Genomic DNA, 26,043 nt, shown 5'->3' with positions numbered 1-26,043 from the left:
ACCTGCTGTTTTCATATAAAAAAATTAAACTCAAGTACTATTTACATTATTTGTGATTGGGACAAAAGATCCGCAGCGACCCTTTTTTTGATTAAATAAACATCGAAAAATCATTAAGGGTCAACGGTAAAAACGTCCAGGCAACGCTTTTACCAGAATCACATCAGGATTAACTATGAACAAGGTTGCATTAGGTTTTTTTATCGCCGCAACGGTGGGATGTTCTGCATCCGCATTTGCGGCAACTAACGGTGAAGGTCAGATTAATTTCACCGGTGAAATTATCGATTCTGCTTGCCAGGTAGTGAATGGATTAAGTAATCCATTAAACGTTCAGTTGGGTAAGGTGTCTAAAACGGTATTTACCGGCGCAGGCTCTACCAGCACATCAACGAAGTTTGATATTAAGTTAACCAATTGTCCGGAAACAGTGACCTCGGCTGCGATTAACTTCGGCGGTACGCCGGATGCGGATAATAATGCCGCGCTGGCATTAACGCCAGATACCGATGCGGCAACCGGTGTAGCCATTCAGTTGATGGATGCTTCCGGGCAGCCTGTCACTCTGTATACGCCTTCGCAGCAATATCCTTTAGCCTCCGGCACGGCAGTTAACGACCTGGAATTCGGTGCGCGTTATATTCAAACTCAGGCCGCCATTACCGCAGGCCCTGCCAACTCTGTATCGACTTTCACCGTTATTTATAACTGATCTTATCAATCCTGAGATATTAATGCTTTTGCGGGCATTAATATCTCTTCTATTTATTGAGAAATCTTTATGCGCCACGGTTATTTACTGAGCACTCTTTTACTGATAGCAGCCTCTGCACATGCGGGTGTCGTGATTAATGGTACCCGGCTGGTCTATCAGGGAGATAAAAAGGAATCATCTCTTGGCCTGTCAAACCCAGATACGACGGATTATCTGGTACAGTCCTGGGTCGATTCTGGCGGTAAAAACCCGGCCAAAGCCCCATTCCTGATCACCCCGCCGCTTTTCCGTCTGGATGCAAAAGAAGATAACGTTCTGCGCGTGGTACGCACGGGCGGAAATTTACCGGAAGACAGGGAATCTCTGTACTGGTTGAATATCAAAGCGATCCCTTCCTCAAAACACGTTGAGGGAGTAAATACGCTGCAAATTGCCATTAATACCCGCATTAAATTGCTGTATCGCCCGTCCGCGGTAAAAGGCCGACCAGAAGATGTGGCGGATAAGCTTGAATGGCATCGCGAAGGTAACGACCTGGTGGTGAATAACCCTACGCCTTTCTATATGAATTTCCAGACCGTCACGCTTAACGGTCAGAAAGTCACAAAAGCGACCTGGGCTGTTCCGAAATCAGAAACACATTTTGCCATACCGGGTAATGTCGGGGGCTCAAACGTGACGTATTCCATTATTAATGATTACGGCAGCATCAGCCATTCCTGGTCGAAATCCGTTCATTAATTGTTCCGGTAATAAAATAATCATGTACAGCCACAAAAAGCCGTTCACCTGCCGAATGTCTTCATTGCTGGTCATTCTCTGTGGCCTGGCAATAGCGATCTTTGCGCAGCAGGTTATGGCTGATGATTATTTTAACCCCGCCTTGCTGGATATTGATAATCCCCAGCAGGGTAAAACCGATCTGTCTGTCTATGAAAAAGGTCCCGGCCAGGCACCGGGGAAATATGAGGTCGCGGTGTTTATCAATAATAATAAAATTGATACCCGCAACGTGACCTTTACGCTTGAGAAAGATTCGCAGGGCAACGACACGTTACAACCTTGCTTTAGCATGGGTGAATTAAAAAGCCTCGGTATCAAGACCCAAAAGTTTCCTCAGCTAATGGCCAAAGGCCAGTGTGCCGATCTAGGTGTCATCCCTGCTTCATCTGCAATCTTTCACGTTCGCAACCAGCAGCTGCTGCTAAGCATTCCGCAAAAGGCGCTCGGACAGGTGCCACGCGGTTACATCGACCCGAAAGAGTTTGACGAAGGGATCAACGCGGGCCTGCTTAATTACAGCGTCAACGCCAGCCAGAGCCATGCGCGCCAGCAGGGTGAAGAGGATAGCAGTAGCCAGTACGTGAACCTGCGTCCGGGTTTAAACGTTGGCGCATGGCGCCTTCGCAACTATTCCACCTGGAATCGCAGCACCACAGGCAATGAGGAGGAACAGAAATTCACCTCCGTTTATACCTATGCGCAACGCGATATTGTGGCGATGAAAAGCGATATCACCGTTGGCCAGAGCTCATCACCTGCTGATGTTTTTGACAGTGTCCCTTACACCGGCGTGGAGCTGAAATCCGATAACGACATGCTTCCCGACAGCGAAAAAGGCTATGCGCCTATTATTCGTGGCACCGCCCACAGCAACGCGCTGGTGATGGTGCGCCAGAACGGGTACGTGATTTATCAGAACACGGTCGCGCCGGGGGCCTTCGAAATTAACGATCTCTACCCCACCGGCAGCAGCGGCGACCTCCAGGTCACGGTGAAAGAAACTGACGGCAGCGAAAGCCATTTCGTGGTGCCGTTTGCCTCCGTTCCGGTATTGCAGCGTGAAAAAAACCTGCGCTACAGCGTAACTGCCGGGCGTTATCGTTCTTATGACAAAGATGTTGAAAAGACCCCGTTTGCTCAGGGGAGCGCCATCTATGGTTTACCCCACGGCTTCACGGCCTACGGCGGCGTGCAGCAGAGCAGACATTATCAGTCGCAGGCGATAGGTGCCGGGAAAAACATGGGCGATTTAGGGGCGTTCTCCATTGACGTGACTCGCGCCAGAGCCCTGCTGAAAAAACAGCAGTCCAGCACAGGCAAATCGTGGCGCGTACGCTACAGCAAAGATTTCGCCGGTTCAGGCACCAACTTTTCGCTTGCGGGCTATCGCTACAACAGCAAGGGGTTTTACACCCTGGACGACACCATGGAGTCGTATACCCGCGCCGACAACTGGTCTGCGCCACAGCAGCGCCGCGCCCGTACCGAAGCCACCATCGACCAGACGCTACCAGAAGGCTGGGGATCGGTCACGCTGAGCATGGTGAAGGAAACCTACTGGAGCCAGAATCAGGACATGACCTCCATGAGCGTCAGCTACAACAACAGCTGGCACGGCGTTAGCTACAGCCTTAGCTACAGCATGAATAAAAACACTCACGACAGCGATCTGGACGGTAATGCGGTGACGAACGACAACCAGTTCTCGCTGAGCGTTTCGGTTCCGCTGGATCGCTGGATGCATAACACCTGGGCCACGTACAACCTGAACAACACGAAAGATGGCACCACGCAGAACATCGGCCTGAACGGTACGGCCCTGAAAGAAGACAACCTGAACTGGAATCTCCAGGAGGGGCTGAGCAGCACCGGCAGCGGTAACTCCACCAGCGTTAACGCCGACTACAAAGCGACATACGGTGAAGTGAGCGGTGGCGTCAGTCAGGATAAATATCAGCAAACACTGAACGTCGGCTTGCAGGGAGGCGTGATTGCCCATGCAAACGGCATCACGCTAAGCCAGCCGCTCGGTGAGACCATTGCGCTCGTGAAAGCCCCGGGTACGCACGGCACGCATATCACTAACCAGACCGGCGTTGAAACCGACTTCCGCGGCTACACCGTCGTACCGTTCGTCACCGCGTATCGCCACAACACTATTGCGCTGGATACGGAAACGCTGCCGGAGGACGCCGACGTCACCCATGCGGCACAAATTGTGACGCCAACCCGCGGAGCCATTGTGCGCGCCAGCTTCACGACGCGCGTGGGCAATCGCGTCCTGATGACGCTCACGCAAAACGGTAAACCGCTGCCGTTCGGCGCAACGGTTACCACCGAGGACAAGGACAGCGAATTTATCGTCGGGAATGACGGCCAGACCTATCTCTCGGGTCTGCCACAGCAAGGGCATCTCCGCGTTTCCTGGGGACAGGAGGCAAACGAGCATTGCGTCGCTGACTATGTGCTCACGGATGAGAAAGCGAAAACCAGCATCATTAACGCTGCCGCGCAGTGTCACTGATCTCCCCTAAAGGCAAAACATTATGCAAATGATTAAACAGTGCTTTTTCTTACTGATTCTGGGAACCGCTGCGTTATTCATGCCGCATGCGAAGGCGACCTGCACCACGCCGGATCTCCCCAAAATGATCAACGTGGCATCCATTTCTGTCCCGACGACGCTGGCAGTTGGCGCAACTATCCCGGGTACAGAGCAGAGCGTTCATGTTGCCGGGCATTGCGATCAGAGTACCGACAGCGGCCTGGAGATTGTCTCCTGCTACTACGGCACCGGAGCGGAAATGCCAGGGCTCAGGGGGGTATACGAATCCGGTGTGCCGGGGATTGGCGTAGCATTGATGAATGATCACGGGCAGCGAATTAGCGGCGCTGGCGGCGTGCAGTGCGATTCACGTGGAACGCCTGTTGGCTACGTCTCTACCGATGGAACACAGACTTTTAGCTTTGAAATAACGCTTGAGCTGGTTAAAACGAGTGACACCGTGACATCCGGTACGCTGGTGCAGTCTCAAACCGAATTTGGCATTGGCGTTTTCGGCCATGAAGGGATCGGCAACCCTAACCACATCGCCTATGCAGGTAATGTTATTCTTCATCAGGTCACCTGCTCCGTTTTACCGAAAAATCTCACCGTTAATTTGGGCGATTTTCCCGTCAGTGATTTCATCAGCGTAGGTTTTTTATCCAGCCCTGCTCAAAAATTTAATATCACCGTCAACTGTGACACAACCGTACAGCCTGAGCTAAAAATCACCAGCGCGAATGGATATGACACAGCATTTGAGGGGGTGATCAAACTCACGCAGCAGACCGGCATGGCTACAGGCGTCGGAGTAAGAATGCTATTTGATGACCATCTCGCCACCTTCGGTACCTATGTAAGTACCCAAAATCAGGCCGTAGCCAACGAAACGCTGGTGATCCCGTTTGAGGTTCGCTACGAGCAGGTCAGCAATGTAGTCACCCCCGGGCCAGCCAATACTGTGGCAACCATCACCCTCGCTTATAAGTGAACGTCATGAAAAAAACCGCATTGATTCTCGCGCTGGGGCTGATCGCCCAGGCCCACGCCGATGATATACAGATCCAGATGACGGGTAACATTTACGCCAACACGTGCGTCATTGACAGTGCCAGCCGCAACCTGACGGTGGACTTAGGCCAGGCGGCATCGGGTAGTTTTAAAGACGTGGGCGATACCGGCGAGTGGAAGGACTTTTCCCTTTCGGTGTCGCACTGCCCGGCCACGCTGGCGCTTGCCACCGCCTTTTTCTACGGTCAGGCCGACAGCACCCATCCCACCAAATTTGCCAATCTCGGTAGCGCAAAGGGGCTGGCACTGGAGCTGGCAGATCGTCAGGACAAGATACTGATTGCCCCGCAGGCCGCCTTTAACGCTGCCATAAACCCGTCAGACCACACGGCCACGTTCCCACTGGCCGCACGCTATTACGCCACCTCGATGCCCATCTCTGCCGGCACGTTCAGCAGCGTGATCCAGGTGACCTTCACTTACCAGTAGGACCGCGCCCCTTAGCACGGAAGCTTTTTCGACGCCCGGCAGCCAGTTTTGTCGGGCGTTTTTTTACTTCCGGCACGTCCGGCTGCTCAATCGGGAAGATCGGCAGCGCATTCAGCAGCCGCTGGCCGTAGTTTTTGGTGAGCAGTCGTTTGTCATAAATCACCACCTCGCCCCAGCAGCCGTGGCTACGGATCAAGCGCCCGACCTGCTGAATCAGGTTAAACGACGCTGCAGGCAGGCTTTGCACTTCAAACGGATAACGGTTAAGGCTTTTCAGCCATTCGCCTTCGGTGATCACCACCGGGCTGTCGATGGGCGGGAAGGCGATTTTATGGATATGCACCTGCGTCAGGTAGTCGCCTTTCAAATCAAGCCCTTCCGCAAAGGACTGTAACCCCACCAGCACGCTGCGCTCGCCGTTATCAATGCGTTTACGGTGGGTTTCCACCAGCCGATAGCGCGGCTGATCGCCCTGCACCAGCAGGAGTAAGCGCAGATCGGTGACGTGCTCCAGGAAGCGTTGCATCGCCCGACCGCTGGCAAACAGCACCAGCATACCGGGGTATTTTTTACTCTCAACCTGCTCGCGGAAGTAGGCCGCCATTTCCGCAATATGCTGCTCTTCGTTATCGATAAGCGGCTCATAATTCATGCGCGGAATGACCAGCTTGCCCTGCTCACAGTGGTTGAACGGCGAGTCCAGGGCCACAAAGCGGTCGCCCGCTTTCTCTTTCAGGCCGCTCATCTCCTGCAACCTTGAGAAGCTGTTCAGGGAACGCAGAGTCGCTGACGTCACTACCACGTGCGGAACGCTGCGCCAGATCAGCTTTTCCAGCTGATCGGCCACGCGGATGCCCACGCAGTGGAAGAAGAGATGTCCCTGCCCGTCTCGTACTTCGCGGGTGGCCCACTTAGTCACCGGCGCGCCGGACGCCTGCGCCATCGAAGCCAGCCGCCAGAGTTTGCTCTGCGCTTCAAACATCCCCAGCGCACGATTCATTTGCAGCAGAATGCGGTGCAAACGCACCACGTCGTGAGTACCGGTTTTCTCGCTGAGATCGTTTAAGAACATCTCCGCCAGCCCGCGCAGCTTTTCCAGGTGCTTCGCCAGCTGCTGGCAAATCTCCATCACTTCCTGCGGCAACTCACCCATCGCAAAGCGGTGTTCCGCCTCCTGGGTGGCGGGGAGATACAGGTTAAGAATATTATTCAGCGAGGCGATGAGGCTGTACACCTCTTCACAGTGCTCGCTCAACCGCTCCGGGACCGCCAGCGGCGGCGTGGTTTTCGGACGGAACTGCTCCATGCAGGTTGCCACCAGTTTGCAGAACAGATCCAGTTGCAGGCGAAACCACGGGGCGGTAATTTCCGCGCTCATCTCCAGCGCATCTCGCGCCACGTCGGGCAGATGATGGCCTTCATCGAGCACCAGCAGCAGGTTTTTGGGCTCCGGCAGGACCGCTTCACTCTCCAGTGCAGCCATGACCAGCGCGTGGTTGGCGACAACCACCTCCGCTTCCTGAATCTCACGCCGGGCGACAAAGAACGGGCACTCGCGATAGTAGTGACAGTTACGGTTCAGGCAGCTTGCTTTATCGGTGCTGAGCCTGCGCCACAGGTCGTCGCCGATCGCCTGGTTGGTGTGATCCCGCAGGCCGTCCCACTTGTAACCGTCGAGATCGGCCTTCAGCTTTGCGCACTGCTCCTGCTCCGCCTTGTTGTTTGGCGTCAGCTCGTCATCAAGAAACGCGAGCAGATCCTGTTGGGAGGGTTCACTGCTGGCCAGAGCCGCCAGATTGCGCGGACAGACGTAGCGCCCGCGACCAAAGGCGGCGGTAAACCGTAAATCGGGGATAATTTTGCGCAGCAGCGGCAAATCTTTGCTGAAGATCTGATCCTGCAAGGCCACGTTAGCGGTACTGACCACCAGCGTTTTATCTTCTTCCCGCGCGATGGCAATGCCGGGAATAAGATACGACAGGGTTTTCCCGACGCCGGTCGGGGCTTCAATCGCCAGATGTCGCCCGTCGTCCCCGGCGAGCGTTTTTGCCACGTCGGCAATCATCTGCCGCTGCGGGGCTCGGGGAATAAAATCGGGGATCTGCTGTTGTAGCGCCTTATACCATGCGCCAATTTGCGCCTTGAGCGCAGCGGTTAAAGCCATCGGAAACCTGAAATACTGTATAAACAGCCACTATTGTGGCACTTTCTCTCCGCTGCCGCAAAAAGAAAAGCCCGGCTTTACGACCGGGCTTCCAGATTACTGCGGGTTAGCAGGCTTACGCGGGCGGCGTCGGCGCTGCCCCTCGCCTGCCGGTTTCCCTTCGCCGCTACGCCATGGGTTTTCACCGGCCGGTTTGCTGTCGTTATTACGACGCGGCGGTTTGCCCGAAGATTTCGGCGCGCCGCCTTCGGCACGACGCGGCTGCTGACCGCGACCACCGCCGCCCTGACCGCGCCCGCCACCCTGACGACCGTTCTGAATTGGCTCGGCTTTGATTGACGGGTCAACTTCATAGCCCGGGGTTTCAATACGCGGGATCTCTTTCTTCAGCAGGCGTTCGATGTCGCGCAGCAGCTTGTGCTCATCCACGCAAACCAGAGAGAGCGCTTCCCCGGTTGCCGCCGCGCGTCCGGTACGGCCGATACGGTGAACGTAATCTTCCGGCACGTTTGGCAGCTCGTAGTTCACCACGTGCGGCAGCTCTTCGATATCCAGACCGCGTGCGGCGATGTCGGTTGCCACCAGCACGCGTATGTCGCCAGACTTGAAGTCTGCCAGCGCGCGGGTACGCGCGCCCTGGCTCTTGTTGCCGTGAATGGCCGCGCTGCGGATGCCATCTTTATTCAGCTGTTCCGCCAGGTGATTGGCGCCGTGCTTGGTGCGGGTAAAGACCAGCACCTGCTGCCAGTTGCCCTGGCCGATCATCTGGGAGAGCAGTTCCCGCTTGCGCTTCTTATCTACAAAATGCACGTGCTGCGTCACCTGCTCGGAGGCGGTGTTGCGGCGCGCGACTTCCACTTCCAGCGGGTTATGCAGCAGCTTTTCCGCCAGCGCCTTGATCTCGTCGGAGAAGGTCGCGGAGAAGAGCAGGTTCTGACGACGCGTCGGCAGCTTCGCCAGCACGCGGCGAATGTCGTGGATGAAGCCCATGTCGAGCATACGGTCGGCTTCGTCCAGCACCAGAATTTCGATGTTATCGAGCTTCACCGCGTTCTGGTGTTCGAGATCCAGCAGACGCCCCGGGGTTGCCACCAGCACGTCGACGCCGCCGCGCAGCTTCATCATCTGCGGGTTAATGCTTACCCCGCCGAAAACTACCAGCGAACGAATGTTGAGATAGCGGCTGTATTCACGCACGTTCTCACCAATCTGGGCCGCCAGCTCGCGGGTTGGGGTGAGGATCAGCGCACGCACCGGACGACGGCCTTTGGCGTGTGGCTGGTTTTTTACCAGCAGCTCCAGCAGCGGCAGGGTAAAGCCCGCGGTCTTACCAGTACCGGTCTGCGCGCTTGCCATCAGGTCACGGCCCTGCAAAACGGCCGGGATAGCCTGCTGCTGAATAGGGGTTGGCTCAACGTAGCCCTGCTCTGCGATGGCGCGCAGAATTTCCGGGTTCAGACCAAGGGAATCAAAAGACATAAAAACTCCGAACCGCCCCGACCATCACAGGTGTAGTTTTCAGGGAGATATAACGAATAGAAGGACAAAAACCACAATGTCGCGAAGGAGCGGAGTGTAGCAGCTTTTGTGACGTGGCGCATAAAATATCCCCGGCGATGACTCGACGTTTGCGCAAATCAGGCATAATCTTAATCAATCGATTGATTAATTTTTAATGCTGCTATGAATACAACCCCAACGACAACCAAAGGCGAACAGGCGAAAAGTCAGCTTATCGCCGCCGCGCTGGCGCAGTTTGGCGAGTATGGTCTGCATGCCACCACGCGGGATATCGCCGCGCAGGCCGGGCAGAATATTGCGGCCATTACCTACTATTTTGGCTCAAAAGAGGATTTATACCTCGCCTGCGCCCAGTGGATCGCGGATTTTATCGGCACCAGCTTTCGCCCGCACGTGGAAGAAGCCACCGCGCTGTTCAGCCAGCCAGAGCCGGACCGGGTTGCCATCCGCCAGCTGATCCTTAACGCCTGTCACAACATGATCCGCCTGCTGACGCACGACGATACGCTGAACCTGAGCAAATTTATCTCCCGCGAGCAGCTCTCCCCCACTGCCGCGTACCAGCTGGTGCACGATCAGGTGATCGCCCCGATGCATAGCCATCTGACCCGGCTGATCGCCGCCTATACCGGACGGGACGCCAGCGATACGGACACCATTTTGCATACCCACGCCCTGCTGGGCGAAGTGCTCGCCTTCCGTCTGGGGCGTGAGACCATCCTGTTACGTACGGGCTGGACACAATTCGATGAGGATAAAGCCGCGCAAATTAGCCAGGTCATTACCTGTCACGTTGATCTGATCCTGCAAGGCTTAACGCAAAGGAGCCAGAAGTCATGAAAAAACCTGTCGCCATCATTCTGGTGGTTGTTGTCTTGCTTGCTGCGGGAACAGGCGGCTGGCTGTGGTATCAGAGCCAGCAGGATCGTGGCCTGACGCTGTACGGCAACGTGGATATCCGCACCGTGAACATGAGCTTCCGCGTCGGCGGACGGCTGGCCTCGCTGAGCGTTGACGAAGGCGATGCCATCAAAACCGGGCAGACGCTGGGGATGCTGGACAAAGCCCCGTTTGAAAACGCGTTGATGCAGGCAAAAGCGGGCGTCGCCGTCGCTCAGGCGCAGTACGACCTGATGCTGGCGGGCTATCGTGATGAAGAGATCGCCCAGGCGGCCGCTGCCGTTAAGCAGGCAAAAGCCGCCTATGACTATGCGCAGAATTTCTATAACCGTCAGCAAGGCTTATGGAAAAGCCGCACCATTTCCGCCAACGACCTGGAAAATGCGCGCTCATCCCGCGACCAGGCGCAGGCGACGCTGAAATCTGCCCAGGATAAGTTAAGCCAGTACCGCACCGGTAACCGCGCGCAGGACATTGCCCAGGCGAAGGCCAGCCTTGAGCAGGCGCAGGCGCAGTTAGCCCAGGCGGAGCTGGATCTGCACGACACCACGTTAATCGCCCCGTCTGACGGTACGCTGATGACCCGCGCCGTGGAGCCGGGCAGCATGCTCAGCGCGGGCAGCACCGTGTTAACGCTCTCCTTAACCCGTCCGGTGTGGGTGCGCGCTTACATTGATGAGCCGAATCTTGGCCAGATGCAGCCGGGCCGCGAACTGCTGCTCTACACCGATGGTCGCCCGGACAAGCCGTATCACGGCAAAGTGGGCTTCGTCTCCCCAACGGCCGAGTTCACGCCAAAAACCGTTGAAACCCCGGATCTGCGTACCGACCTGGTGTATCGCCTGCGCATCATCGTCACCGATGCGGACAACGCGCTGCGTCAGGGCATGCCTGTTACCGTGACCTTAAACGACGGGGAACAACATGAATGATGCGGTTATCCAGCTCAATAATCTGGTCAAACGCTTCCCGGGAATGGCTAAACCGGCGGTCGCGCCGCTGAACTGTACGATTCAGAAAGGCTATGTGACCGGGCTGGTGGGGCCGGACGGCGCGGGTAAAACCACGCTGATGCGGATGCTGGCGGGATTGCTGAAGCCGGATGAAGGCAGCGCCAGCGTGCTTGGCCTCGATCCCATCAAAGACGACGCGGCGCTCCACGGCATACTCGGCTATATGCCGCAGAAGTTTGGTCTGTATGAAGATCTGACGGTAATGGAAAACCTCAACCTGTATGCCGATCTGCGCAGCGTTACCGGCGAAACCCGGCAGAAAACCTTCGAGCGTCTGCTGGCGTTTACCTCCCTCGGCCCGTTCACCGATCGGCTGGCGGGCAAACTTTCCGGCGGGATGAAGCAGAAGCTGGGGCTGGCCTGCACGCTGGTGGGCGAACCGAAGGTGCTGTTGCTGGATGAACCCGGCGTCGGCGTGGACCCGATTTCCCGCCGCGAGCTGTGGCAGATGGTGCACGAGCTGGCGGGTGACGGCATGCTGATCCTCTGGAGTACCTCTTACCTTGATGAAGCAGAGCAGTGCCGTGACGTGCTGCTGATGAACGAAGGCGAACTGCTCTATCAGGGCGAGCCCACCGAGCTGACGCAAACCATGGCCGGGCGCAGTTTTCTGCTACACAGCGCGCAGGAATCCAACCGCAAGCTGCTGCAACGGGTGCTGAAGCTGCCCCAGGTGAGCGACGGGATGATTCAGGGCCGTTCGGTGCGCGTGATCCTCAAAAAAGAGGCCACCGCCGACGATATCCGGCGTGCGCAGGGGATGCCTGAAATCGACATGACAGAGACCGCGCCGCGCTTTGAAGATGCGTTTATCGATCTGCTGGGCGGGGCGGGAACCTCAGAATCACCGCTTGGCGCCATTCTGCACACGGTGGAAGGCACGCCGGGCGAAACGGTCATTGAAGCGAAATCGCTCACCAAAAAATTCGGCGATTTCGCTGCCACCGATAACGTCAATTTTGCCGTGAAGCGCGGCGAGATATTTGGCCTGCTCGGGCCGAACGGTGCAGGGAAATCCACCACCTTTAAAATGATGTGCGGCCTGCTGGTACCGACCTCCGGCAAAGCGCTGGTGCTGAACATGGATCTCAAAGTCAGCTCCGGCAAGGCGCGCCAGCACCTGGGCTATATGGCGCAGAAGTTTTCGCTCTACGGCAACCTGACGGTGGAGCAAAATCTGCGATTTTTCTCCGGCGTCTACGGCCTGCGGGGACGGGCGCAGAACGAGAAGATCGGCCGCATGTGCGACGCCTTTGGCCTGACCGATATCGCCTCACACGCTACCGACGCGCTGCCGCTTGGCTTCAAACAGCGGCTGGCGCTGGCCTGTTCGTTGATGCACGAGCCCGACATCCTCTTTCTTGATGAACCTACGTCAGGCGTGGATCCCCTCACCCGCCGTGAATTCTGGTTGCATATCAATAGCATGGTGGAAAAAGGCGTGACCGTGATGGTCACCACCCACTTTATGGACGAGGCAGAGTACTGCGACCGCATCGGGCTGGTCTATCGCGGCAAGCTGATTGCCCACGGCACGCCGGACGACCTGAAAGCGCAGGCCGCCGACGACGCACAGCCGGACCCGACCATGGAGCAGGCGTTTATCACCCTCATCCACGACTGGGATAAGGAGAATCCTCATGCGCAGTAACGCCCTCTCCTGGCGCCGGGTGCGCGCCCTGTGCGTCAAAGAGACGCGGCAGATTGTGCGTGACCCCAGCAGCTGGCTGATTGCGGTGGTGATCCCCCTGCTGCTGCTGTTTATTTTTGGCTACGGAATTAACCTCGATTCCAGCAAGCTGCGGGTTGGGATCCTGCTGGAGCAGCAGAGCGAAGAGGCGCTGGACTTCACCCACGCCATGACCGGCTCGCCCTACATCGATGCCACCATCAGCGACAACCGGCAGGAACTGATCCAGAAAATGCAGGCCGGTAAAATTCGCGGTCTGATCGTCATCCCGGTCGATTTCGCCGCCAACATGGCACGCCCGGGCGCCGATGCGCCAATTCAGGTGATCACCGACGGCAGCGAACCGAACACCGCCAATTTCGTGCAGGGCTATGCGGAGGGGATCTGGCAGCTCTGGCAGATGCAGCGCGCCGAAGACCGGGGGGAGAAGTTTGAACCGCTGATTGACGTGCAGACGCGCTACTGGTTTAACCCCGCCGCCATCAGCCAGCATTTTATTATCCCGGGTGCAGTCACTATCATCATGACGGTGATTGGCGCGATCCTCACCTCGCTGGTGATCGCCCGCGAATGGGAGCGCGGCACCATGGAGGCGCTGCTCTCCACCGAAGTGACGCGCGTCGAGCTTTTGCTCTGCAAGCTGATCCCCTACTACTTCCTCGGCATGCTGGCGATGCTGCTCTGTATGCTGGTCTCGGTATTTATTCTTGGCGTGCCGTACCGCGGTTCGCTGGTGGTGCTGTTCTTTATTACCAGCCTGTTTTTACTCAGCACGCTGGGAATGGGGCTGCTGATCTCCACCATCACCCGCAACCAGTTTAACGCCGCGCAGGTGGCGCTTAATGCCGCCTTCCTGCCGTCGATTATGCTCTCCGGCTTTATCTTCCAGATTGACAGTATGCCAGCGGTGATCCGTGCCGTGACCTACATCATTCCGGCACGCTACTTTGTGAGCACCCTGCAAAGCCTGTTTCTGGCGGGGAACATCCCGGTAGTGCTGATTATCAACACCCTGTTTTTGCTGGCGTCGGCGGTGATGTTTATCGGGCTGACGTGGATGAAAACGAAAAGAAGATTAGATTAGCCATCGGATTTTGTAGGTCGGGAAAGCGCAAGCGCCACCCGACAGGAGGACGACGCGATGTTTCACCGTTTATGGACATTGATCCGCAAAGAGCTGCAATCCTTGCTGCGCGAGCCGCAGACCCGCGCCATTCTGGTGCTGCCGGTGCTGCTTCAGGTTGTACTGTTTCCGTTTGCCGCCACGCTGGAGGTCACCAACGCCACCATCGCCATTTACAACGAAGATAATGGCAAGCATTCCGTCGAGCTGACACAGCGTTTCGCCCGCGCCAAAGCCTTTACCCATGTCCTGCTGCTGCAAAGCCCGCAGGCGATCCAGCCCACCATCGACACGCAGAAAGCATTATTGCTGGTGCGCTTCCCGGCGGATTTCTCCCGCAATCTGGACACCTTCCAGACCGCGCCGATGCAGCTGATCCTCGACGGGCGTAACTCCAACAGTGCCCAGATAGCGGCGAACTATTTGCAGCAGGTAGTGAAGGACTACCAGCAGGAGCTGATGGCGGGCAAACCCAAACCCAACAACAGCGAGCTGGTGGTGCGCAACTGGTACAACCCGAATCTGGACTACAAGTGGTTTGTGGTGCCGTCGTTAATCGCCATGATCACCACTATTGGCGTGATGATTGTCACCTCGCTGTCCGTGGCACGCGAACGTGAGCAAGGTACGCTGGATCAGCTGCTTGTCTCGCCGCTCGCTACATGGCAGATATTTGTCGGCAAGGCGGTGCCGGCACTGATTGTCGCGACGTTCCAGGCCACCATCGTGCTGGGGGTGGGAATATGGGCGTACCAGATCCCGTTTGCCGGATCGCTGGCGCTGTTTTACTTCACGATGGTGATTTACGGCCTGTCGCTGGTGGGGTTTGGGCTGCTGATTTCCGCGCTCTGCTCAACGCAGCAGCAGGCGTTTATCGGGGTGTTTGTCTTTATGATGCCGGCGATTTTGCTTTCAGGGTACGTGTCGCCAGTGGAGAACATGCCGGTGTGGTTACAGGATCTGACATGGATAAACCCGATTCGTCACTTCACGGATATCACCAAGCAAATCTATCTGAAGGATGCGAGTCTGGATATTGTGTGGGGAAGTTTGTGGCCGCTACTGGTCATCGCGGCCACAACGGGCTCAGTGGCCTATGCGATGTTTAGACGAAACATCGCGTAGCTTTTTCTCTTTGGTGAGCAACGACACCACCGCAGGCCCTGCGAGGATAGCCAGACCCGCCAGGGCCAGCAGCAGGTTGTTTTGCAGCACGCGTGACAACAGCCACAGGACGATCATTGCCGCACCAAAATACCAGGTGGTGGTGAGCTCTTCGAGCACATCACCCACTTCACGCCAGCGCGCGTCGTGGTGACGCTGTAAAAACAGCATCGACAGCACGGTCACGCCGTAAACCACACATAACCCTAAGCCGACACGCACCAGCGTGCCGCTCATCCAGCCCATCACCAGTACGGCCACGACCAGTAAATGCAACATTATCTGCCAGCAACTCAAACCGGTTGCGACACGAACGCGTTGTTGCCACTTCATGGCTTCTCTCCTGAAGGATTTTTCTCTGCTAATTCAGACTACCGCACTTTACGGAAAATTCCGTAACGCCGCATCTTTTTGTGACGCCTACTACACTTTATTTTCATCGGGATAGTCACCCAGGAAGGTGTTTATGAGCAAAAGAACGCAGCATTTCTCGCTTAAGGTGCTGACGATAAATATTCATAAGGGCTTCACAGCATTTAACCGCCGCTTCATTTTACCGGAGCTGCGCGACGCGGTACGCACCGTCAGCGCCGATATTGTCTGCCTTCAGGAGGTCATGGGCGCGCACGAAGTGCACCCGATGCATTTCGAAAACTGGCCCGACACGCCCCATTACGAGTTTCTGGCGGATACCATGTGGAGCGATTACGCCTACGGGCGCAATGCGGTCTACCCGGAGGGGCATCACGGTAACGCAGTGCTGTCGCGTTTTCCTATCGAGCATTATGAGAACCGGGACGTCTCCGTTGGCGAGAGCGAAAAACGCGGGTTGTTATACTGCCGCATCACGCCACCGGCGCTCGATTTTCCCATTCATGTGGGCTGCGTTCATCTTGGCCTGCGTGAGGCCCACCGTCAGGCTCAGCTACAGATGCTGGCAGACTGGACCAATGCACTGCCGGAGGGCGAGCCCGTGGTAGTGGCCGGTGATTTTAACGACTGGCGACAGCGGGCCAATCATCCGCTGAAGGTGAATGCGGGGCTGGAGGAGATTTTTACCCGCTCACGCGGTCGTCCCGCGCGGACGTTTCCGGTGCGCTTCCCCCTGCTGCGCCTTGACCGCATCTACGTAAAAAATGCCCACGCCAGCAGCCCGACGGCGCTGGCTTTACTCAACTGGCGACATCTCTCCGACCATGCCCCACTCAGCGCGGAGATCCACTTATGAAATGCACATGGCAGGAAGGTAACCGTATTACGCTGCTGGAAAATGGCGATAACTTTTATCCGGCAGTCTTTGAGGCGATTAGCCACGCACAGCAGAAAGTCTTTCTGGAAACGTTTATCTGGTTTGAAGACGACGTGGGCAGGCAGTTGCACAGCGCGCTGCTGCAAGCCGCTCGTCGCGGTATAAAAATCGAGGTCCTGCTCGACGGATATGGTTCGCCGGATCTCAGCGACGAATTTGTTAACGAGCTCACCGCCGCAGGGGTGGTATTCCGCTATTACGATCCCGGCCCGCGTCTGTTCGGGATGCGCACCAACCTGTTCCGCCGAATGCACCGCAAAATTGTGGTGGTGGACGAAACGGTGGCCTTCGTGGGCGGCATTAACTACTCCGCCGAGCATATGTCGGATTACGGTCCTGAGGCCAAACAGGACTACGCGATCCGCATTGAGGGACCGGTGGTACAGGACATCCAGCTGTTCGTGCTGGAAAACTTACCCGGCAAAGAGGCCGCACGCCGCTGGTGGCGACGCCGCCATCGCCCGGAAGAGAACCGCAAGCCCGGCGAGGCGCAGGCGCTGTTCGTCTGGCGGGATAACGAGGAGCACCGGGACGATATCGAACGTCACTACCTGAAGATGCTGGCGAACGCGAAGCGCGAGGTGATTATCGCCAACGCCTATTTCTTCCCCGGTTACCGGATTTTGCACGCCATGCGCAACGCGGCCCGACGCGGCGTAAGCGTGAAGCTCATCGTCCAGGGTGAGCCCGATATGCCGATTGTGAAGGTGGGCGCGCGTCTGCTCTATCGCTATCTGGTCAAAAGCGGCGTGCAGATCTATGAATATCGCCGCCGCCCGCTGCACGGCAAAGTGGCCGTGATGGATGACCACTGGGCGACCGTTGGCTCAAGCAACCTCGATCCGCTGAGCTTATCGCTCAATCTGGAAGCGAACCTGATCATCCACGATCGCCAGTTTAATCAGACCCTGCGCGATAACCTTCAGGGTCTGATCAATAAAGACTGCGTGCGTGTGGATGAGTCCATGGTGCCGAAACGCAGCTGGTGGAACGTTGGCATCGGTGTGGTGGTGTTCCACTTCCTGCGCCACTTCCCGGCCATGGTGGGCTGGCTGCCCGCGCATACGCCGAAACTGGCGCTGGTGGATCCGCCAGTGCAACCCGAAATGGAAACCCAGGACCGCGTAGAGGCGGAAGATGGAGGGAAAACCTGATGTCGAAATCTCATCCTCGCTGGCGGCTGGCGAAAAAAATCCTGACCTGGCTGTTCTTCATTGCCGTCGCGGTCCTGCTGGTGGTGTATGCCCAAAAGGTCGACTGGGAAGAGGTGTGGAAGGTTATTCGCAACTACAACCGGACAGTCCTGCTGGGGGCGGTTGGCCTGGTGATTGTGAGCTACCTGATGTACGGCTGCTATGACCTGTTGGGACGCGCCTACTGCGGGCATAAGCTTGCCAAACGGCAGGTTATGCTGGTGTCATTCATCTGCTACGCCTTTAACCTGACGCTGAGCACCTGGGTGGGCGGGATTGGTATGCGCTATCGCCTGTACTCCCGCCTTGGCTTACCGGGCGGCACCATCACGCGTATTTTCTCGCTGAGTATCACCACCAACTGGCTGGGGTATATCCTGCTCGGCGGGGTGATTTTCACCATTGGCGTGGTGCAACTGCCTGCGCACTGGTACATCGATGAGGCCACCCTGCGCATTCTGGGCATCGTACTGCTGCTGATCATCGCCGCCTACCTTTGGGCCTGCGCCTTTGCCAAACGTCGTCATATGACCATTAAAGGGCAGAAGCTGGTGCTGCCGTCATGGAAGTTTGCCGTCCTGCAAATGGTGGTTTCCAGCGCCAACTGGATGGCGATGGGGGCCATTATCTGGCTGCTGATTGGCGAAGATGTGAATTACTTCTTCGTGCTGGGCGTGCTGCTGGTAAGCAGTATTGCCGGGGTAATTGTGCATATTCCGGCGGGGATCGGCGTACTGGAAGCGGTGTTTATCGCGCTGCTTGCAGGGGAGCATGTGTCTCACGGGACGATTATCGCTGCCCTGCTCGCGTACCGCATGATCTACTACTTCCTGCCGCTGGCGCTGGCAACGGTCTGTTATCTGGTGCTGGAGAGTCGGGCGAAGAAGCTGCGCGCCAAAAACGAGAAGGCGATGGCAAAATAAAAGCAAAACGGCAACTTCGTTGCCGTTTTTAGGGTTTGTTCCCTCTCCCTGTGGGCTGAGGGATCCCCAGTAATTTTTTTATGCAGAAGCAATAAAGTTGCTTTCTAAATGACTGAGGGCTGTCAGCGATGCCCTGGTCCGGCTGTAAATCGCTGAGGCGTTTGCCTTCCGGCCGGGGCGAGGCGCAGGGATGCGCCGAGAGGGCGGCTTTACAGGGACGTTGCCTCCGCCCGTACCCGATAAGCCGGAAGGAATAAGCCGAGGGCACCGCGAAGCGGCGATTTACCGCCGGGAGCCCGGGTCGCCAGGGTGGTGGCGACTGAGCCACCCTGGCACGTTCACCGGTCATGTCGTTACAGAGTAGCAAGGAACATAAAGTGAACGGAATGACCACCACCGCCGTATGTTCCACTCACCCTAACCCTCTCCCCGGAGGGGCGAGGGGATTGCTCAGTGCTCGCATTAATTTGTGGGGAACCCTCAGCCCTGTGGGAGAGGGTCAGGGTGAGGGCATCAGACAGCGCCACCCTGACTAGCGACGGTTGCCGAAGATACGCAGCAGCATCAGGAACAGGTTGATGAAGTCCAGATAAAGCGTCAGTGCGCCCAGAATCGAGTATTTGCGCAGGTTTGAACTGTCGCGAACATCAATTTGTTCACCGATGTTTTTCAGTTTCTGGGTGTCGTAGGCGGTTAAGCCCACGAAGATCACCACCCCGATATAGGTCACCGCCCACATCAGCGCGTCACTCTTCAACCACAGGTTCACCAGCGACGCCAGCACAATCCCTATCAGCCCCATAAACAGCATGTTGCCGAAGCCGCTCAGGTCACGTTTGGTGGTGTAACCGTACAGGCTCATCACACCGAACATCCCGCCGGTCACCACAAAGGTGCTGGCGATGGAGGAGTAGGTGTAAACGATGAAAATACTGGAGAGCGTCAGCCCGGTCAGCGCCGAATAGAGCATAAACAGCGTGGTCGCCATGCCCGAACTGAGCTTGTGCACCAGCCCGGAGAGCACGAATACCAGCGCCAGTTGCGCAATAATCAGCCCAAAGAAGGTGATTTTGCTGGAGAAGATAAACATCATCAGTTCAGGCGTGTTTGCCGCATACCACGCGATAAACGCGGTAAGCAGCAAGCCGACCGTCATCCAGCCATATACCTGAGCCATGTAGGTTTGCAGCCCGCTACGGGTCTGCTGTACTATCGAATCGGAACGCGGAAATCGGTCCATGATTCACTCCTGATTAAGTTAACACACACGTTAAGACTAACACATCCACGTAAACCTGTTACCAGCGGCTGGCAGCCTGTTTGTCGCTGTCCCGCGATTCCACCCAGCGCTCACCTTCCGGCGTCGCTTCACGCTTCCAGAACGGCGCTTTAGTTTTGAGGTAATCCATGATGAACTCCCCCGCCGCAAAAGCACTCCCGCGATGGGCGCTGGTGACGCCGACAAACACAATTTCTTCGCCGGGCCACATTTCGCCGATGCGATGGATAACCGTAACGCGCCCCAGCGGCCAGCGGCCTCGCGCCTCTTCGACAATGGCCGCCAGCGATTTTTCGGTCATTCCCGGATAGTGCTCCAGCGTCAGCGCTTTTACGCTGTCGCCGAGATTATGATTACGCACTTTCCCGGTAAAGGTCACGACCGCGCCGTCTTCGTCGCGCCCGGCCAGCCAGTCATATTCCGTGCCCACGTTAAAACGCTCATGGCCAACCAGAATTCGGGTTTCCGTCATCTCAACCCCCTGTGACCGGCGGGAAGAAGGCCACTTCATCCCCATCAGCCAGCGGGTGGGTCAACTCCACCAGCGTCTGATTCACGGCGGCCAGCAATTTGCCTTCATCCAGCGCCAGCGCCCAGCGGTCGCTTTGCGCCGCCAGATGCGCACGCAGGGCGGCGACGTTTTCGAAAGAGCCGTCCAGCGTCAGGCTGTCGGTATTGATCAGCTCACGGACCTGGGCAAAAAAGAGCACCTTAATCATGGCTTTCCACCTTAAAATCACCGGATTTGCCGCCGCTTTTTGCCAGCAGACGCACCGGGCCAATCACCATATCTTTCTGCACCGCTTTACACATGTCGTAGATGGTTAGCGCCGCCACGGAGGCTGCCGTTAACGCCTCCATCTCCACACCGGTTTTCCCGGTTAAGCGGCACAGGGACTCGATACGCACGCGGTTATGCTCCGGCTGCGCCTGCAAATTTACCTCCACTTTGCTAAGCATCAGCGGATGGCAGAGCGGGATGAGGTCCCAGGTGCGTTTAGCGGCCTGAATACCGGCGATGCGGGCGGTGGCAAACACATCACCCTTGTGATGGCTACCGTCGATAATCATCGCCAGCGTCTCCGGTAGCATGGTGACGAACGCTTCAGCACGCGCCTCGCGCACCGTTTCGGCTTTGGCGGAGACATCCACCATATGCGCTTCGCCAGCGGCGTTTATGTGGGTCAGTTGTGACATAGCTTATTTCTTTAAATGGGGATGGAAATTACACGGACGGGTACGGGCATCCAGCTGCGGGGCAATAATGTTTTCCCACGCGGTGCGGCAGGCTTTGGTCGAGCCAGGCATGGCGAAGATCAGCGTCTTGTTCGCTACCCCCGCGACGGCACGGGACTGGAGCGTAGAGGTGCCAATCTCTTCAAATGAGAGCATGCGGAACACTTCGCCGAAGCCTTCTACTTCGCGATCGAACAGCGGAAGCAGCGCTTCCGGCGCCTGGTCGCCTGCGGTAAAGCCGGTGCCGCCAGTGATCAGTACAACCTGGACGTCATCACTCGCAATCCACTGTGAAACCTGAGCGCGAATGGCGTAACGGTTCTCTTTGACGATCGCTTTATCAACAATCTGGTGCCCGGCTTCGTGTGCCGCCTCGCGCAGCCAGTGGCCGGAGGTATCATCCTCTTCACCACGACGTTCGGAAACGGTAAGAATAGCAATGCGTGTCGGGATAAATTCCGCGCTTACCTGACTCATCTTCTGGTTCCTTCTAAAGCCTGATTACCCGCCGATATAGGACAGGTTCTGAGTAATGCCGGTGTTGCCCTGATGCAGGAAATGGGTCTGCTTTTTGTGCGTCAGCGCCTCGGAAATGCGTGCTTCAAGCGCGTCCTGTTGGGCGTCGTCTTCCAGCAAATCGCGCAGATCGACGCCGCCATCCCCGAACAGGCAGAGGTGCAGCTTGCCAACAGAGGAGACGCGCAGGCGGTTGCAGCTGGCACAGAAGTCTTTTTCATAGGGCATGATCAGGCCGATTTCGCCTTCATAATCCGGATGACAAAAGACCTGCGCCGGGCCATCGCTGCGCTGGCGGATCTGGTGGATCCAGCCGCGTTTCAGCAGTTCGTCACGCAGGACCATGCCGGAGATGTGATGGCGACGGAACAGCTCGCTGCCCTCCCCGGTCTCCATCAGCTCAATAAAACGCAGTTGAATGCGGCGCGGTTTGATCCACGCCAGAAAGGTGTCCAGCTGATGGTGGTTCACATCACGCATCAATACGGTATTGACTTTGACCTTGTCGAAACCGGCGGTGAACGCGGCATCGATGCCGTCCATTACCTGCTGGAACTTATCCTGGCCGGTAATGGCGTGGAACTGACGGGCGTCCAGGCTATCGACGCTGACGTTGATCGCCGTCAGCCCCGCATCGCGCCAGTTCGCCACGTCACGCGCCATGCGGTAACCGTTGGTGGTCACCGCTATCTGGCGGATACGTTCGTTTTCACGCACGGCGGCAATGATGTCAGGGAAATCACGGCGCAGGGAGGGCTCTCCCCCGGTAAGACGCACTTTTTCCGTACCGAGTTCAGAGAACGCGCGCGTGACGCGGCGTACTTCTTCCACGGAGAGAAAGCCATTATTGGTGACGCTGCCCGGCTTGTAGCCATCGGGCAGGCAGTAGGTGCAACGGAAGTTACACACGTCGGTAATCGACAAACGTAAGTAGAAAAACTTACGCGCGAAAGCATCAGTAAGTTGTGAAGCCATGTACACCTTTCCAGATCGGGAGGCACAGTCATTTCTTTCTGTACCCTGGTGGCAAATCCGCCACGGCCAGGGCGCCATATCTCTCGACACAGGCGCCAGGGCTAGAGTGTATGTTTTCAGTTTTGAAAACGTGGTTATGGCGATAGTAGCGTGGAAATCGCCACTTCGCCATTGTCGCTTTTCGCTATATAAATTTATACATAACGATGTTATCGTGCATTTTCACTACAGAATACGCAAAAACAGCGCTTTCGCATTGATATACGTCATTATGGTTTGTGAGAGGCATCGTCTTTTAGGAGTAGTTGCGTTACTGTGACGCAAGCTTAACAGGATAAGGAATAGGTATGCGCAATCGCACTTTTGCGGATCTGGACCGCGTGGTCGCTCTTGGAGGAGGTCACGGTCTGGGACGGGTTATGTCGTCGTTATCGTCACTGGGCTCACGCCTGACGGGCATCGTGACAACAACGGACAACGGCGGCTCAACCGGGCGGATCCGACGTGCTGAAGGCGGGATAGCCTGGGGTGATATGCGCAACTGCCTCAACCAGCTCATTACTGAGCCAAGCGTGGCCTCGGCGATGTTTGAGTACCGTTTTGGGGGAAATGGCGAACTTTCAGGCCATAACCTTGGAAATCTGATGTTAAAGGCGCTGGATCACCTGAGCGTGCGCCCTCTGGAAGCGATCAATTTAATTCGTAACCTGCTAAAAGTGGATGCGTTCCTGATCCCGATGTCCGAACAGCCGGTAGATTTGATGGCGATCGATGCTGACGATCACGAAGTGTATGGTGAAGTGAATATCGACCAGCTTCTTCTTCCGCCAAAAGAGCTGATGACCTACCCCAGCGTACCCGCAACGCGTGAAGCGGTTGAAGCGATTGGCGAGGCCGATCTGATCCTGATTGGGCCGGGGAGTTTTTATACCAGCCTGATGCCGATCCTGCTGGTGAAAGAGCTGGCGCAGGCGCTGCGCAGGACGCCTGCGCCCATGGTCTATATCGGTAATTTAGGCCGCGAACTCAGTCCGGCCGCGGCAAGCCTGTCGCTGGCGGATAAGCTGGACCTGATGGAACAGTATGTTGGTAAGAAAATTATCGATGGTGTCGTGGTCGGGCCAAAAGTAGATGTGTCGGGGATTGGCGATCGCGTGGTGGTGCAGGAGCCGCTGGAAGCCAGCGATATTAAATATCGCCACGACCGCCATTTGCTGCGCGAGGCGCTGGAGAAGGCGATTCAGGCATTAGGTTAGGTTCGTTTTGTGCGGCCTGATGCCCTCACCCCGGCCCTCTCCCACAGGGAGAGGGAGAAAACCCCACCGGGCAAAAAACTACGATGCCGCAATAAACAGATCCCGCAGCTGATGCAGCTGATCGCGGATTTGCGCAGCCTCTTCGAACTCCAGATTCTGCGCGTGCTGCATCATCTGCCCTTCCAGCTCGTGGATCTTTTGCTGCAACGCTTTCGGGGTCAGCGCGACGGTATCCTCTTCCACCACTGAACGGGCCTTGCCGCGGCCTTTCGCTTTGGTCTTCGCAATGTTCTGACCCAGCGCCAGGATATCCACCACCTTCTTGTTCAGCCCCTGCGGCGTGATGCCGTGCTCTTCGTTATAGCGCTGCTGCTTCTCGCGACGACGTTCCGTTTCGCCAATCGCTTTGGCCATCGACGGGGTGATTTTATCCCCGTACAGAATCGCCTTCCCGTTGACGTTACGCGCGGCACGGCCAATGGTCTGGATCAGCGAGCGCTCGGAACGCAGGAAGCCCTCTTTGTCCGCGTCCAGAATCGCCACCAGCGACACTTCCGGCATATCCAGACCTTCTCGCAGAAGGTTGATACCCACCAGCACGTCGAACTCGCCCAGGCGCAGGTCGCGGATGATCTCCATACGCTCCACGGTATCAATATCCGAGTGCAGATACCGCACCTTCTCGCCGTGTTCTTCCAGATACTCCGTCAAATCCTCCGCCATACGTTTGGTGAGCGTGGTCACAAGCACGCGCTCGTTGATGGCAGAGCGGGCACGTATTTCCGAGAGCAGATCGTCCACCTGCGTCGCCACCGGACGCACCTCGATAATCGGATCCAGCAGCCCGGTCGGACGCACAACCTGGTCCACCACGTCATCACCGGATTTCTCCAGCTCGTAGTTGCCCGGCGTCGCCGATACGTAGATGGTCTGCGGAGCAAGCGCCTCAAATTCTTCAAACTTCATCGGACGGTTGTCCAGCGCTGACGGCAGTCGGAATCCGTACTCCACCAGCGTCTCTTTACGCGCGCGGTCACCGCGGTACATCCCGCCGATCTGGGGGATGGTAACGTGGGATTCGTCGATCACCAGCAGGCCGTCCGCCGGAAGGTAGTCAAACAGCGTCGGCGGCGCTTCGCCCGGCCCGCGTCCGGAGAGGTAGCGTGAGTAGTTTTCAATGCCGGAGCAGTAGCCCAGCTCGTTCATCATCTCCAGATCGAACTGGGTACGCTGGCTCAGGCGCTGCTCTTCCAGCAGCTTGTTGTTCGCCAGCAGCACCTTGCGGCGGTCTGCCAGCTCAATTTTAATCTCTTCCATCGCCTGTACGATACGCTCGCGTGGCGTCACGTAGTGCGTTTTTGGGTAGATGGTGAAGCGCTGGATCACCGACTCCACATGACCGGTCAGCGGATCGAACAGCGACAGGCGTTCAACCTCTTCATCGAACAGCTCCACGCGCAGCGCCATGTCGTCCGATTCCGCCGGGAAGATATCAATAACCTCACCACGTACGCGGAAGGTCCCGCGCTGGAACGCCTGATCGTTACGGGTGTACTGCAGCTCCGCCAGACGGCGCAAAATTGCACGCTGATCGATGATCATCCCCTGCGTCAGGTGCAGCATCATCTTGAGATAGAGATCCGGATCGCCCAGGCCGTAGATCGCCGACACCGAGGCCACCACCACCACATCACGACGCTCCAGCAGCGCCTTGGTCGCCGACAAACGCATCTGCTCGATATGTTCGTTCACCGAGGCATCTTTCTCGATAAACGTGTCGGAGCTGGGAACGTAGGCTTCCGGCTGGTAGTAGTCGTAGTAGGAGACGAAATACTCCACCGCGTTTTCCGGGAAGAACTCTTTCATCTCACCATACAGCTGCGCCGCCAGCGTTTTGTTCGGCGCAAGAACCATAGTAGGACGCTGGAGATCGGCGATGACGTTGGCAATAGTGAAGGTTTTACCCGAACCGGTTACCCCCAGCAGGGTCTGGTGCGCCAGCCCGTCTTCCAGCCCCTCTTCCAGGCGACGAATGGCCTCGGGCTGATCCCCGGAAGGACGGAAAGCAGAATTCAATTTGAACGGTTTACTCATGGGCGACGACCTGATGACAGAATAAGCGGCAGGTGAGTAATTTTACTCGTTGTGGCCAGGATTGCCAGTAAAAAACACTGGATGGAAAACCAGTAGCGTGTCAGGATATTTAGCGTAGCGCAGAGAGGATTAGTGCGTTCGCGA

24 protein-coding genes and 1 riboswitch are annotated in these 26,043 nt (G+C 56.8%); of the genes, 14 read left to right on the top strand and 10 right to left on the bottom strand.

Features of this window, described 5'->3' with window-relative positions; translation table 11 throughout:
* The first annotated feature begins 175 nt into the window (after positions 1-175).
* The 5 genes from ACQG0S_RS06770 to ACQG0S_RS06750 all read left to right on the top strand — a co-directional run bounded on the left by ACQG0S_RS06770 (position 176) and on the right by ACQG0S_RS06750 (position 5,543).
* The gene (locus ACQG0S_RS06770; RefSeq protein ID WP_022647516.1) at positions 176-712 is read left to right on the top strand and encodes a fimbrial protein; all 537 of its coding nucleotides are present in this window, start codon (positions 176-178) and stop codon (positions 710-712) included.
* 69 nt (positions 713-781) lie between these two features.
* Entirely contained in the window at positions 782-1,456 is a 675-nt protein-coding gene (locus ACQG0S_RS06765) for a fimbrial biogenesis chaperone (protein ID WP_022647515.1), read from the top strand.
* Between the two features lie 22 nt (positions 1,457-1,478).
* Positions 1,479-4,022, top strand: coding sequence for a fimbria/pilus outer membrane usher protein (locus tag ACQG0S_RS06760; RefSeq protein WP_157858533.1), 2,544 nt, complete (start codon positions 1,479-1,481; stop codon positions 4,020-4,022).
* Between the two features lie 22 nt (positions 4,023-4,044).
* Positions 4,045-5,034: a fimbrial protein gene (locus ACQG0S_RS06755; RefSeq protein WP_022647513.1), complete on the top strand. Its 990-nt coding sequence runs from the start codon at positions 4,045-4,047 to the stop codon at positions 5,032-5,034.
* 5 nt (positions 5,035-5,039) lie between these two features.
* Positions 5,040-5,543 carry a fimbrial protein gene (locus ACQG0S_RS06750; RefSeq protein ID WP_023299643.1) on the top strand — a complete coding sequence of 168 codons (504 nt, stop codon included), beginning with the start codon at positions 5,040-5,042 and terminating at the stop codon, positions 5,541-5,543.
* Here the strand turns inward: ACQG0S_RS06750 and dinG are convergent.
* Together dinG and rhlE are read right to left on the bottom strand one after the other, a co-directional pair.
* Positions 5,530-7,707: an ATP-dependent DNA helicase DinG gene (dinG, locus tag ACQG0S_RS06745; protein ID WP_038415719.1), complete on the bottom strand. Its 2,178-nt coding sequence runs from the start codon at positions 7,705-7,707 to the stop codon at positions 5,530-5,532. The two genes, ACQG0S_RS06750 and dinG, sit on opposite strands and share 14 nt — an antisense overlap.
* 96 nt (positions 7,708-7,803) lie before the next feature.
* Positions 7,804-9,186 carry an ATP-dependent RNA helicase RhlE gene (rhlE, locus tag ACQG0S_RS06740; protein WP_017693771.1) on the bottom strand — a complete coding sequence of 461 codons (1,383 nt, stop codon included), beginning with the start codon at positions 9,184-9,186 and terminating at the stop codon, positions 7,804-7,806.
* 204 nt (positions 9,187-9,390) lie between these two features.
* On the opposite strand from rhlE, the gene cecR reads away from it, so the two are divergent.
* Genes cecR through ACQG0S_RS06715 form a run of 5 tightly spaced genes read left to right on the top strand, consistent with a single transcriptional unit; the run spans position 9,391 to position 15,079 of the window.
* Positions 9,391-10,068, top strand: coding sequence for a transcriptional regulator CecR (gene cecR, locus ACQG0S_RS06735; protein WP_023299641.1), 678 nt, complete (start codon positions 9,391-9,393; stop codon positions 10,066-10,068).
* On the top strand, positions 10,065-11,060 hold the full coding sequence (gene hlyD, locus ACQG0S_RS06730; RefSeq protein WP_038415716.1) for a secretion protein HlyD: 996 nt from the start codon (positions 10,065-10,067) through the stop codon (positions 11,058-11,060). Before cecR ends, hlyD begins: the two co-directional genes overlap by 4 nt.
* The gene (locus ACQG0S_RS06725; RefSeq protein ID WP_022647508.1) at positions 11,053-12,792 is read left to right on the top strand and encodes an ATP-binding cassette domain-containing protein; all 1,740 of its coding nucleotides are present in this window, start codon (positions 11,053-11,055) and stop codon (positions 12,790-12,792) included. Before hlyD ends, ACQG0S_RS06725 begins: the two co-directional genes overlap by 8 nt.
* Entirely contained in the window at positions 12,782-13,915 is a 1,134-nt protein-coding gene (locus tag ACQG0S_RS06720) for an ABC transporter permease (protein ID WP_022647507.1), read from the top strand. Before ACQG0S_RS06725 ends, ACQG0S_RS06720 begins: the two co-directional genes overlap by 11 nt.
* A gap of 57 nt (positions 13,916-13,972) precedes the next feature.
* Positions 13,973-15,079, top strand: a complete 1,107-nt coding sequence (locus tag ACQG0S_RS06715; protein WP_022647506.1) for an ABC transporter permease — start codon at positions 13,973-13,975, stop codon at positions 15,077-15,079.
* On the opposite strand, the gene ACQG0S_RS06710 is transcribed toward ACQG0S_RS06715, so the two are convergent.
* Entirely contained in the window at positions 15,041-15,451 is a 411-nt protein-coding gene (locus ACQG0S_RS06710; protein WP_003858499.1) for a YbhQ family protein, read from the bottom strand. The two genes, ACQG0S_RS06715 and ACQG0S_RS06710, sit on opposite strands and share 39 nt — an antisense overlap.
* Positions 15,452-15,584: 133 nt before the next feature.
* Between ACQG0S_RS06710 and ACQG0S_RS06705 the strand changes: the two genes are divergently transcribed.
* Genes ACQG0S_RS06705 through ACQG0S_RS06695 form a run of 3 tightly spaced genes read left to right on the top strand, consistent with a single transcriptional unit; the run spans position 15,585 to position 18,543 of the window.
* Positions 15,585-16,346 (top strand): endonuclease/exonuclease/phosphatase family protein, encoded by a 762-nt coding sequence (locus tag ACQG0S_RS06705; protein WP_022647505.1) that lies wholly within the window; start codon positions 15,585-15,587, stop codon positions 16,344-16,346.
* A complete protein-coding gene (gene clsB / locus ACQG0S_RS06700; protein ID WP_022647504.1) occupies positions 16,343-17,581 on the top strand; it encodes a cardiolipin synthase ClsB in 1,239 nt (412 codons plus the stop codon). Before ACQG0S_RS06705 ends, clsB begins: the two co-directional genes overlap by 4 nt.
* On the top strand, positions 17,581-18,543 hold the full coding sequence (locus tag ACQG0S_RS06695) for a lysylphosphatidylglycerol synthase domain-containing protein (RefSeq protein WP_003858505.1): 963 nt from the start codon (positions 17,581-17,583) through the stop codon (positions 18,541-18,543). The genes clsB and ACQG0S_RS06695 overlap by 1 nt, the downstream gene beginning before the upstream one ends.
* Positions 18,544-19,075: 532 nt before the next feature.
* Here the strand turns inward: ACQG0S_RS06695 and ACQG0S_RS06690 are convergent.
* From ACQG0S_RS06690 to moaA, 6 genes are all read right to left on the bottom strand, one after another.
* Complete coding sequence (locus tag ACQG0S_RS06690) at positions 19,076-19,783, bottom strand: Bax inhibitor-1/YccA family protein (RefSeq protein ID WP_003858508.1); 708 nt, start codon at positions 19,781-19,783, stop codon at positions 19,076-19,078.
* 58 nt (positions 19,784-19,841) lie between these two features.
* A complete protein-coding gene (gene moaE, locus ACQG0S_RS06685) occupies positions 19,842-20,294 on the bottom strand; it encodes a molybdopterin synthase catalytic subunit MoaE (protein ID WP_022647503.1) in 453 nt (150 codons plus the stop codon).
* A 1-nt stretch (position 20,295) separates the two neighbouring features.
* Positions 20,296-20,541: a molybdopterin synthase sulfur carrier subunit gene (gene moaD / locus ACQG0S_RS06680; protein ID WP_022647502.1), complete on the bottom strand. Its 246-nt coding sequence runs from the start codon at positions 20,539-20,541 to the stop codon at positions 20,296-20,298.
* Entirely contained in the window at positions 20,534-21,019 is a 486-nt protein-coding gene (gene moaC, locus ACQG0S_RS06675; RefSeq protein ID WP_006809528.1) for a cyclic pyranopterin monophosphate synthase MoaC, read from the bottom strand. Before moaC ends, moaD begins: the two co-directional genes overlap by 8 nt.
* 3 nt (positions 21,020-21,022) lie before the next feature.
* Positions 21,023-21,535 (bottom strand): molybdenum cofactor biosynthesis protein B, encoded by a 513-nt coding sequence (gene moaB, locus ACQG0S_RS06670; RefSeq protein WP_022647501.1) that lies wholly within the window; start codon positions 21,533-21,535, stop codon positions 21,023-21,025.
* A 24-nt stretch (positions 21,536-21,559) separates the two neighbouring features.
* Complete coding sequence (moaA, locus tag ACQG0S_RS06665; protein WP_022647500.1) at positions 21,560-22,549, bottom strand: GTP 3',8-cyclase MoaA; 990 nt, start codon at positions 22,547-22,549, stop codon at positions 21,560-21,562.
* Positions 22,537-22,670, bottom strand: a riboswitch (molybdenum cofactor riboswitch). (Overlaps the previous gene by 13 nt.)
* Before the next feature lie 226 nt (positions 22,671-22,896).
* Here moaA and yvcK point away from each other — a divergent pair.
* Positions 22,897-23,805 carry a uridine diphosphate-N-acetylglucosamine-binding protein YvcK gene (yvcK, locus tag ACQG0S_RS06660; protein WP_023299636.1) on the top strand — a complete coding sequence of 303 codons (909 nt, stop codon included), beginning with the start codon at positions 22,897-22,899 and terminating at the stop codon, positions 23,803-23,805.
* A 78-nt stretch (positions 23,806-23,883) separates the two neighbouring features.
* On the opposite strand, the gene uvrB is transcribed toward yvcK, so the two are convergent.
* Complete coding sequence (uvrB, locus tag ACQG0S_RS06655; protein WP_003858519.1) at positions 23,884-25,899, bottom strand: excinuclease ABC subunit UvrB; 2,016 nt, start codon at positions 25,897-25,899, stop codon at positions 23,884-23,886.
* Between the last annotated feature and the right edge of the window lie 144 nt (positions 25,900-26,043).

Source organism: Enterobacter cloacae complex sp. 418I7, from assembly GCF_050030705.1.
Lineage (GTDB): Bacteria > Pseudomonadota > Gammaproteobacteria > Enterobacterales > Enterobacteriaceae > Enterobacter > Enterobacter intestinihominis.
This window is presented reverse-complemented; position numbering and strand designations above follow the sequence as displayed.

Excerpts from the sequence above, each read along its gene's own strand:
- ACQG0S_RS06720 (WP_022647507.1), top strand. The coding sequence starts at position 12,782 with ATGCGCAGTAACGCCCTCTCCTGGCGCCGGGTGCGCGCCCTGTGCGTC.
- clsB (WP_022647504.1), top strand. The coding sequence starts at position 16,343 with ATGAAATGCACATGGCAGGAAGGTAACCGTATTACGCTGCTGGAAAAT.
- ACQG0S_RS06755 (WP_022647513.1), top strand. The coding sequence starts at position 4,045 with ATGCAAATGATTAAACAGTGCTTTTTCTTACTGATTCTGGGAACCGCT.
- moaB (WP_022647501.1), bottom strand. The coding sequence starts at position 21,535 with ATGAGTCAGGTAAGCGCGGAATTTATCCCGACACGCATTGCTATTCTT.
- rhlE (WP_017693771.1), bottom strand. The coding sequence starts at position 9,186 with ATGTCTTTTGATTCCCTTGGTCTGAACCCGGAAATTCTGCGCGCCATC.
- ACQG0S_RS06750 (WP_023299643.1), top strand. The coding sequence starts at position 5,040 with ATGAAAAAAACCGCATTGATTCTCGCGCTGGGGCTGATCGCCCAGGCC.
- moaA (WP_022647500.1), bottom strand. The coding sequence starts at position 22,549 with ATGGCTTCACAACTTACTGATGCTTTCGCGCGTAAGTTTTTCTACTTA.
- dinG (WP_038415719.1), bottom strand. The coding sequence starts at position 7,707 with ATGGCTTTAACCGCTGCGCTCAAGGCGCAAATTGGCGCATGGTATAAG.
- ACQG0S_RS06715 (WP_022647506.1), top strand. The coding sequence starts at position 13,973 with ATGTTTCACCGTTTATGGACATTGATCCGCAAAGAGCTGCAATCCTTG.
- moaC (WP_006809528.1), bottom strand. The coding sequence starts at position 21,019 with ATGTCACAACTGACCCACATAAACGCCGCTGGCGAAGCGCATATGGTG.
- ACQG0S_RS06770 (WP_022647516.1), top strand. The coding sequence starts at position 176 with ATGAACAAGGTTGCATTAGGTTTTTTTATCGCCGCAACGGTGGGATGT.
- cecR (WP_023299641.1), top strand. The coding sequence starts at position 9,391 with ATGAATACAACCCCAACGACAACCAAAGGCGAACAGGCGAAAAGTCAG.
- ACQG0S_RS06705 (WP_022647505.1), top strand. The coding sequence starts at position 15,585 with ATGAGCAAAAGAACGCAGCATTTCTCGCTTAAGGTGCTGACGATAAAT.
- yvcK (WP_023299636.1), top strand. The coding sequence starts at position 22,897 with ATGCGCAATCGCACTTTTGCGGATCTGGACCGCGTGGTCGCTCTTGGA.
- hlyD (WP_038415716.1), top strand. The coding sequence starts at position 10,065 with ATGAAAAAACCTGTCGCCATCATTCTGGTGGTTGTTGTCTTGCTTGCT.
- ACQG0S_RS06695 (WP_003858505.1), top strand. The coding sequence starts at position 17,581 with ATGTCGAAATCTCATCCTCGCTGGCGGCTGGCGAAAAAAATCCTGACC.
- moaE (WP_022647503.1), bottom strand. The coding sequence starts at position 20,294 with ATGACGGAAACCCGAATTCTGGTTGGCCATGAGCGTTTTAACGTGGGC.
- ACQG0S_RS06725 (WP_022647508.1), top strand. The coding sequence starts at position 11,053 with ATGAATGATGCGGTTATCCAGCTCAATAATCTGGTCAAACGCTTCCCG.
- moaD (WP_022647502.1), bottom strand. The coding sequence starts at position 20,541 with ATGATTAAGGTGCTCTTTTTTGCCCAGGTCCGTGAGCTGATCAATACC.
- ACQG0S_RS06765 (WP_022647515.1), top strand. The coding sequence starts at position 782 with ATGCGCCACGGTTATTTACTGAGCACTCTTTTACTGATAGCAGCCTCT.
- ACQG0S_RS06690 (WP_003858508.1), bottom strand. The coding sequence starts at position 19,783 with ATGGACCGATTTCCGCGTTCCGATTCGATAGTACAGCAGACCCGTAGC.
- ACQG0S_RS06710 (WP_003858499.1), bottom strand. The coding sequence starts at position 15,451 with ATGAAGTGGCAACAACGCGTTCGTGTCGCAACCGGTTTGAGTTGCTGG.
- ACQG0S_RS06760 (WP_157858533.1), top strand. The coding sequence starts at position 1,479 with ATGTACAGCCACAAAAAGCCGTTCACCTGCCGAATGTCTTCATTGCTG.
- uvrB (WP_003858519.1), bottom strand. The coding sequence starts at position 25,899 with ATGAGTAAACCGTTCAAATTGAATTCTGCTTTCCGTCCTTCCGGGGAT.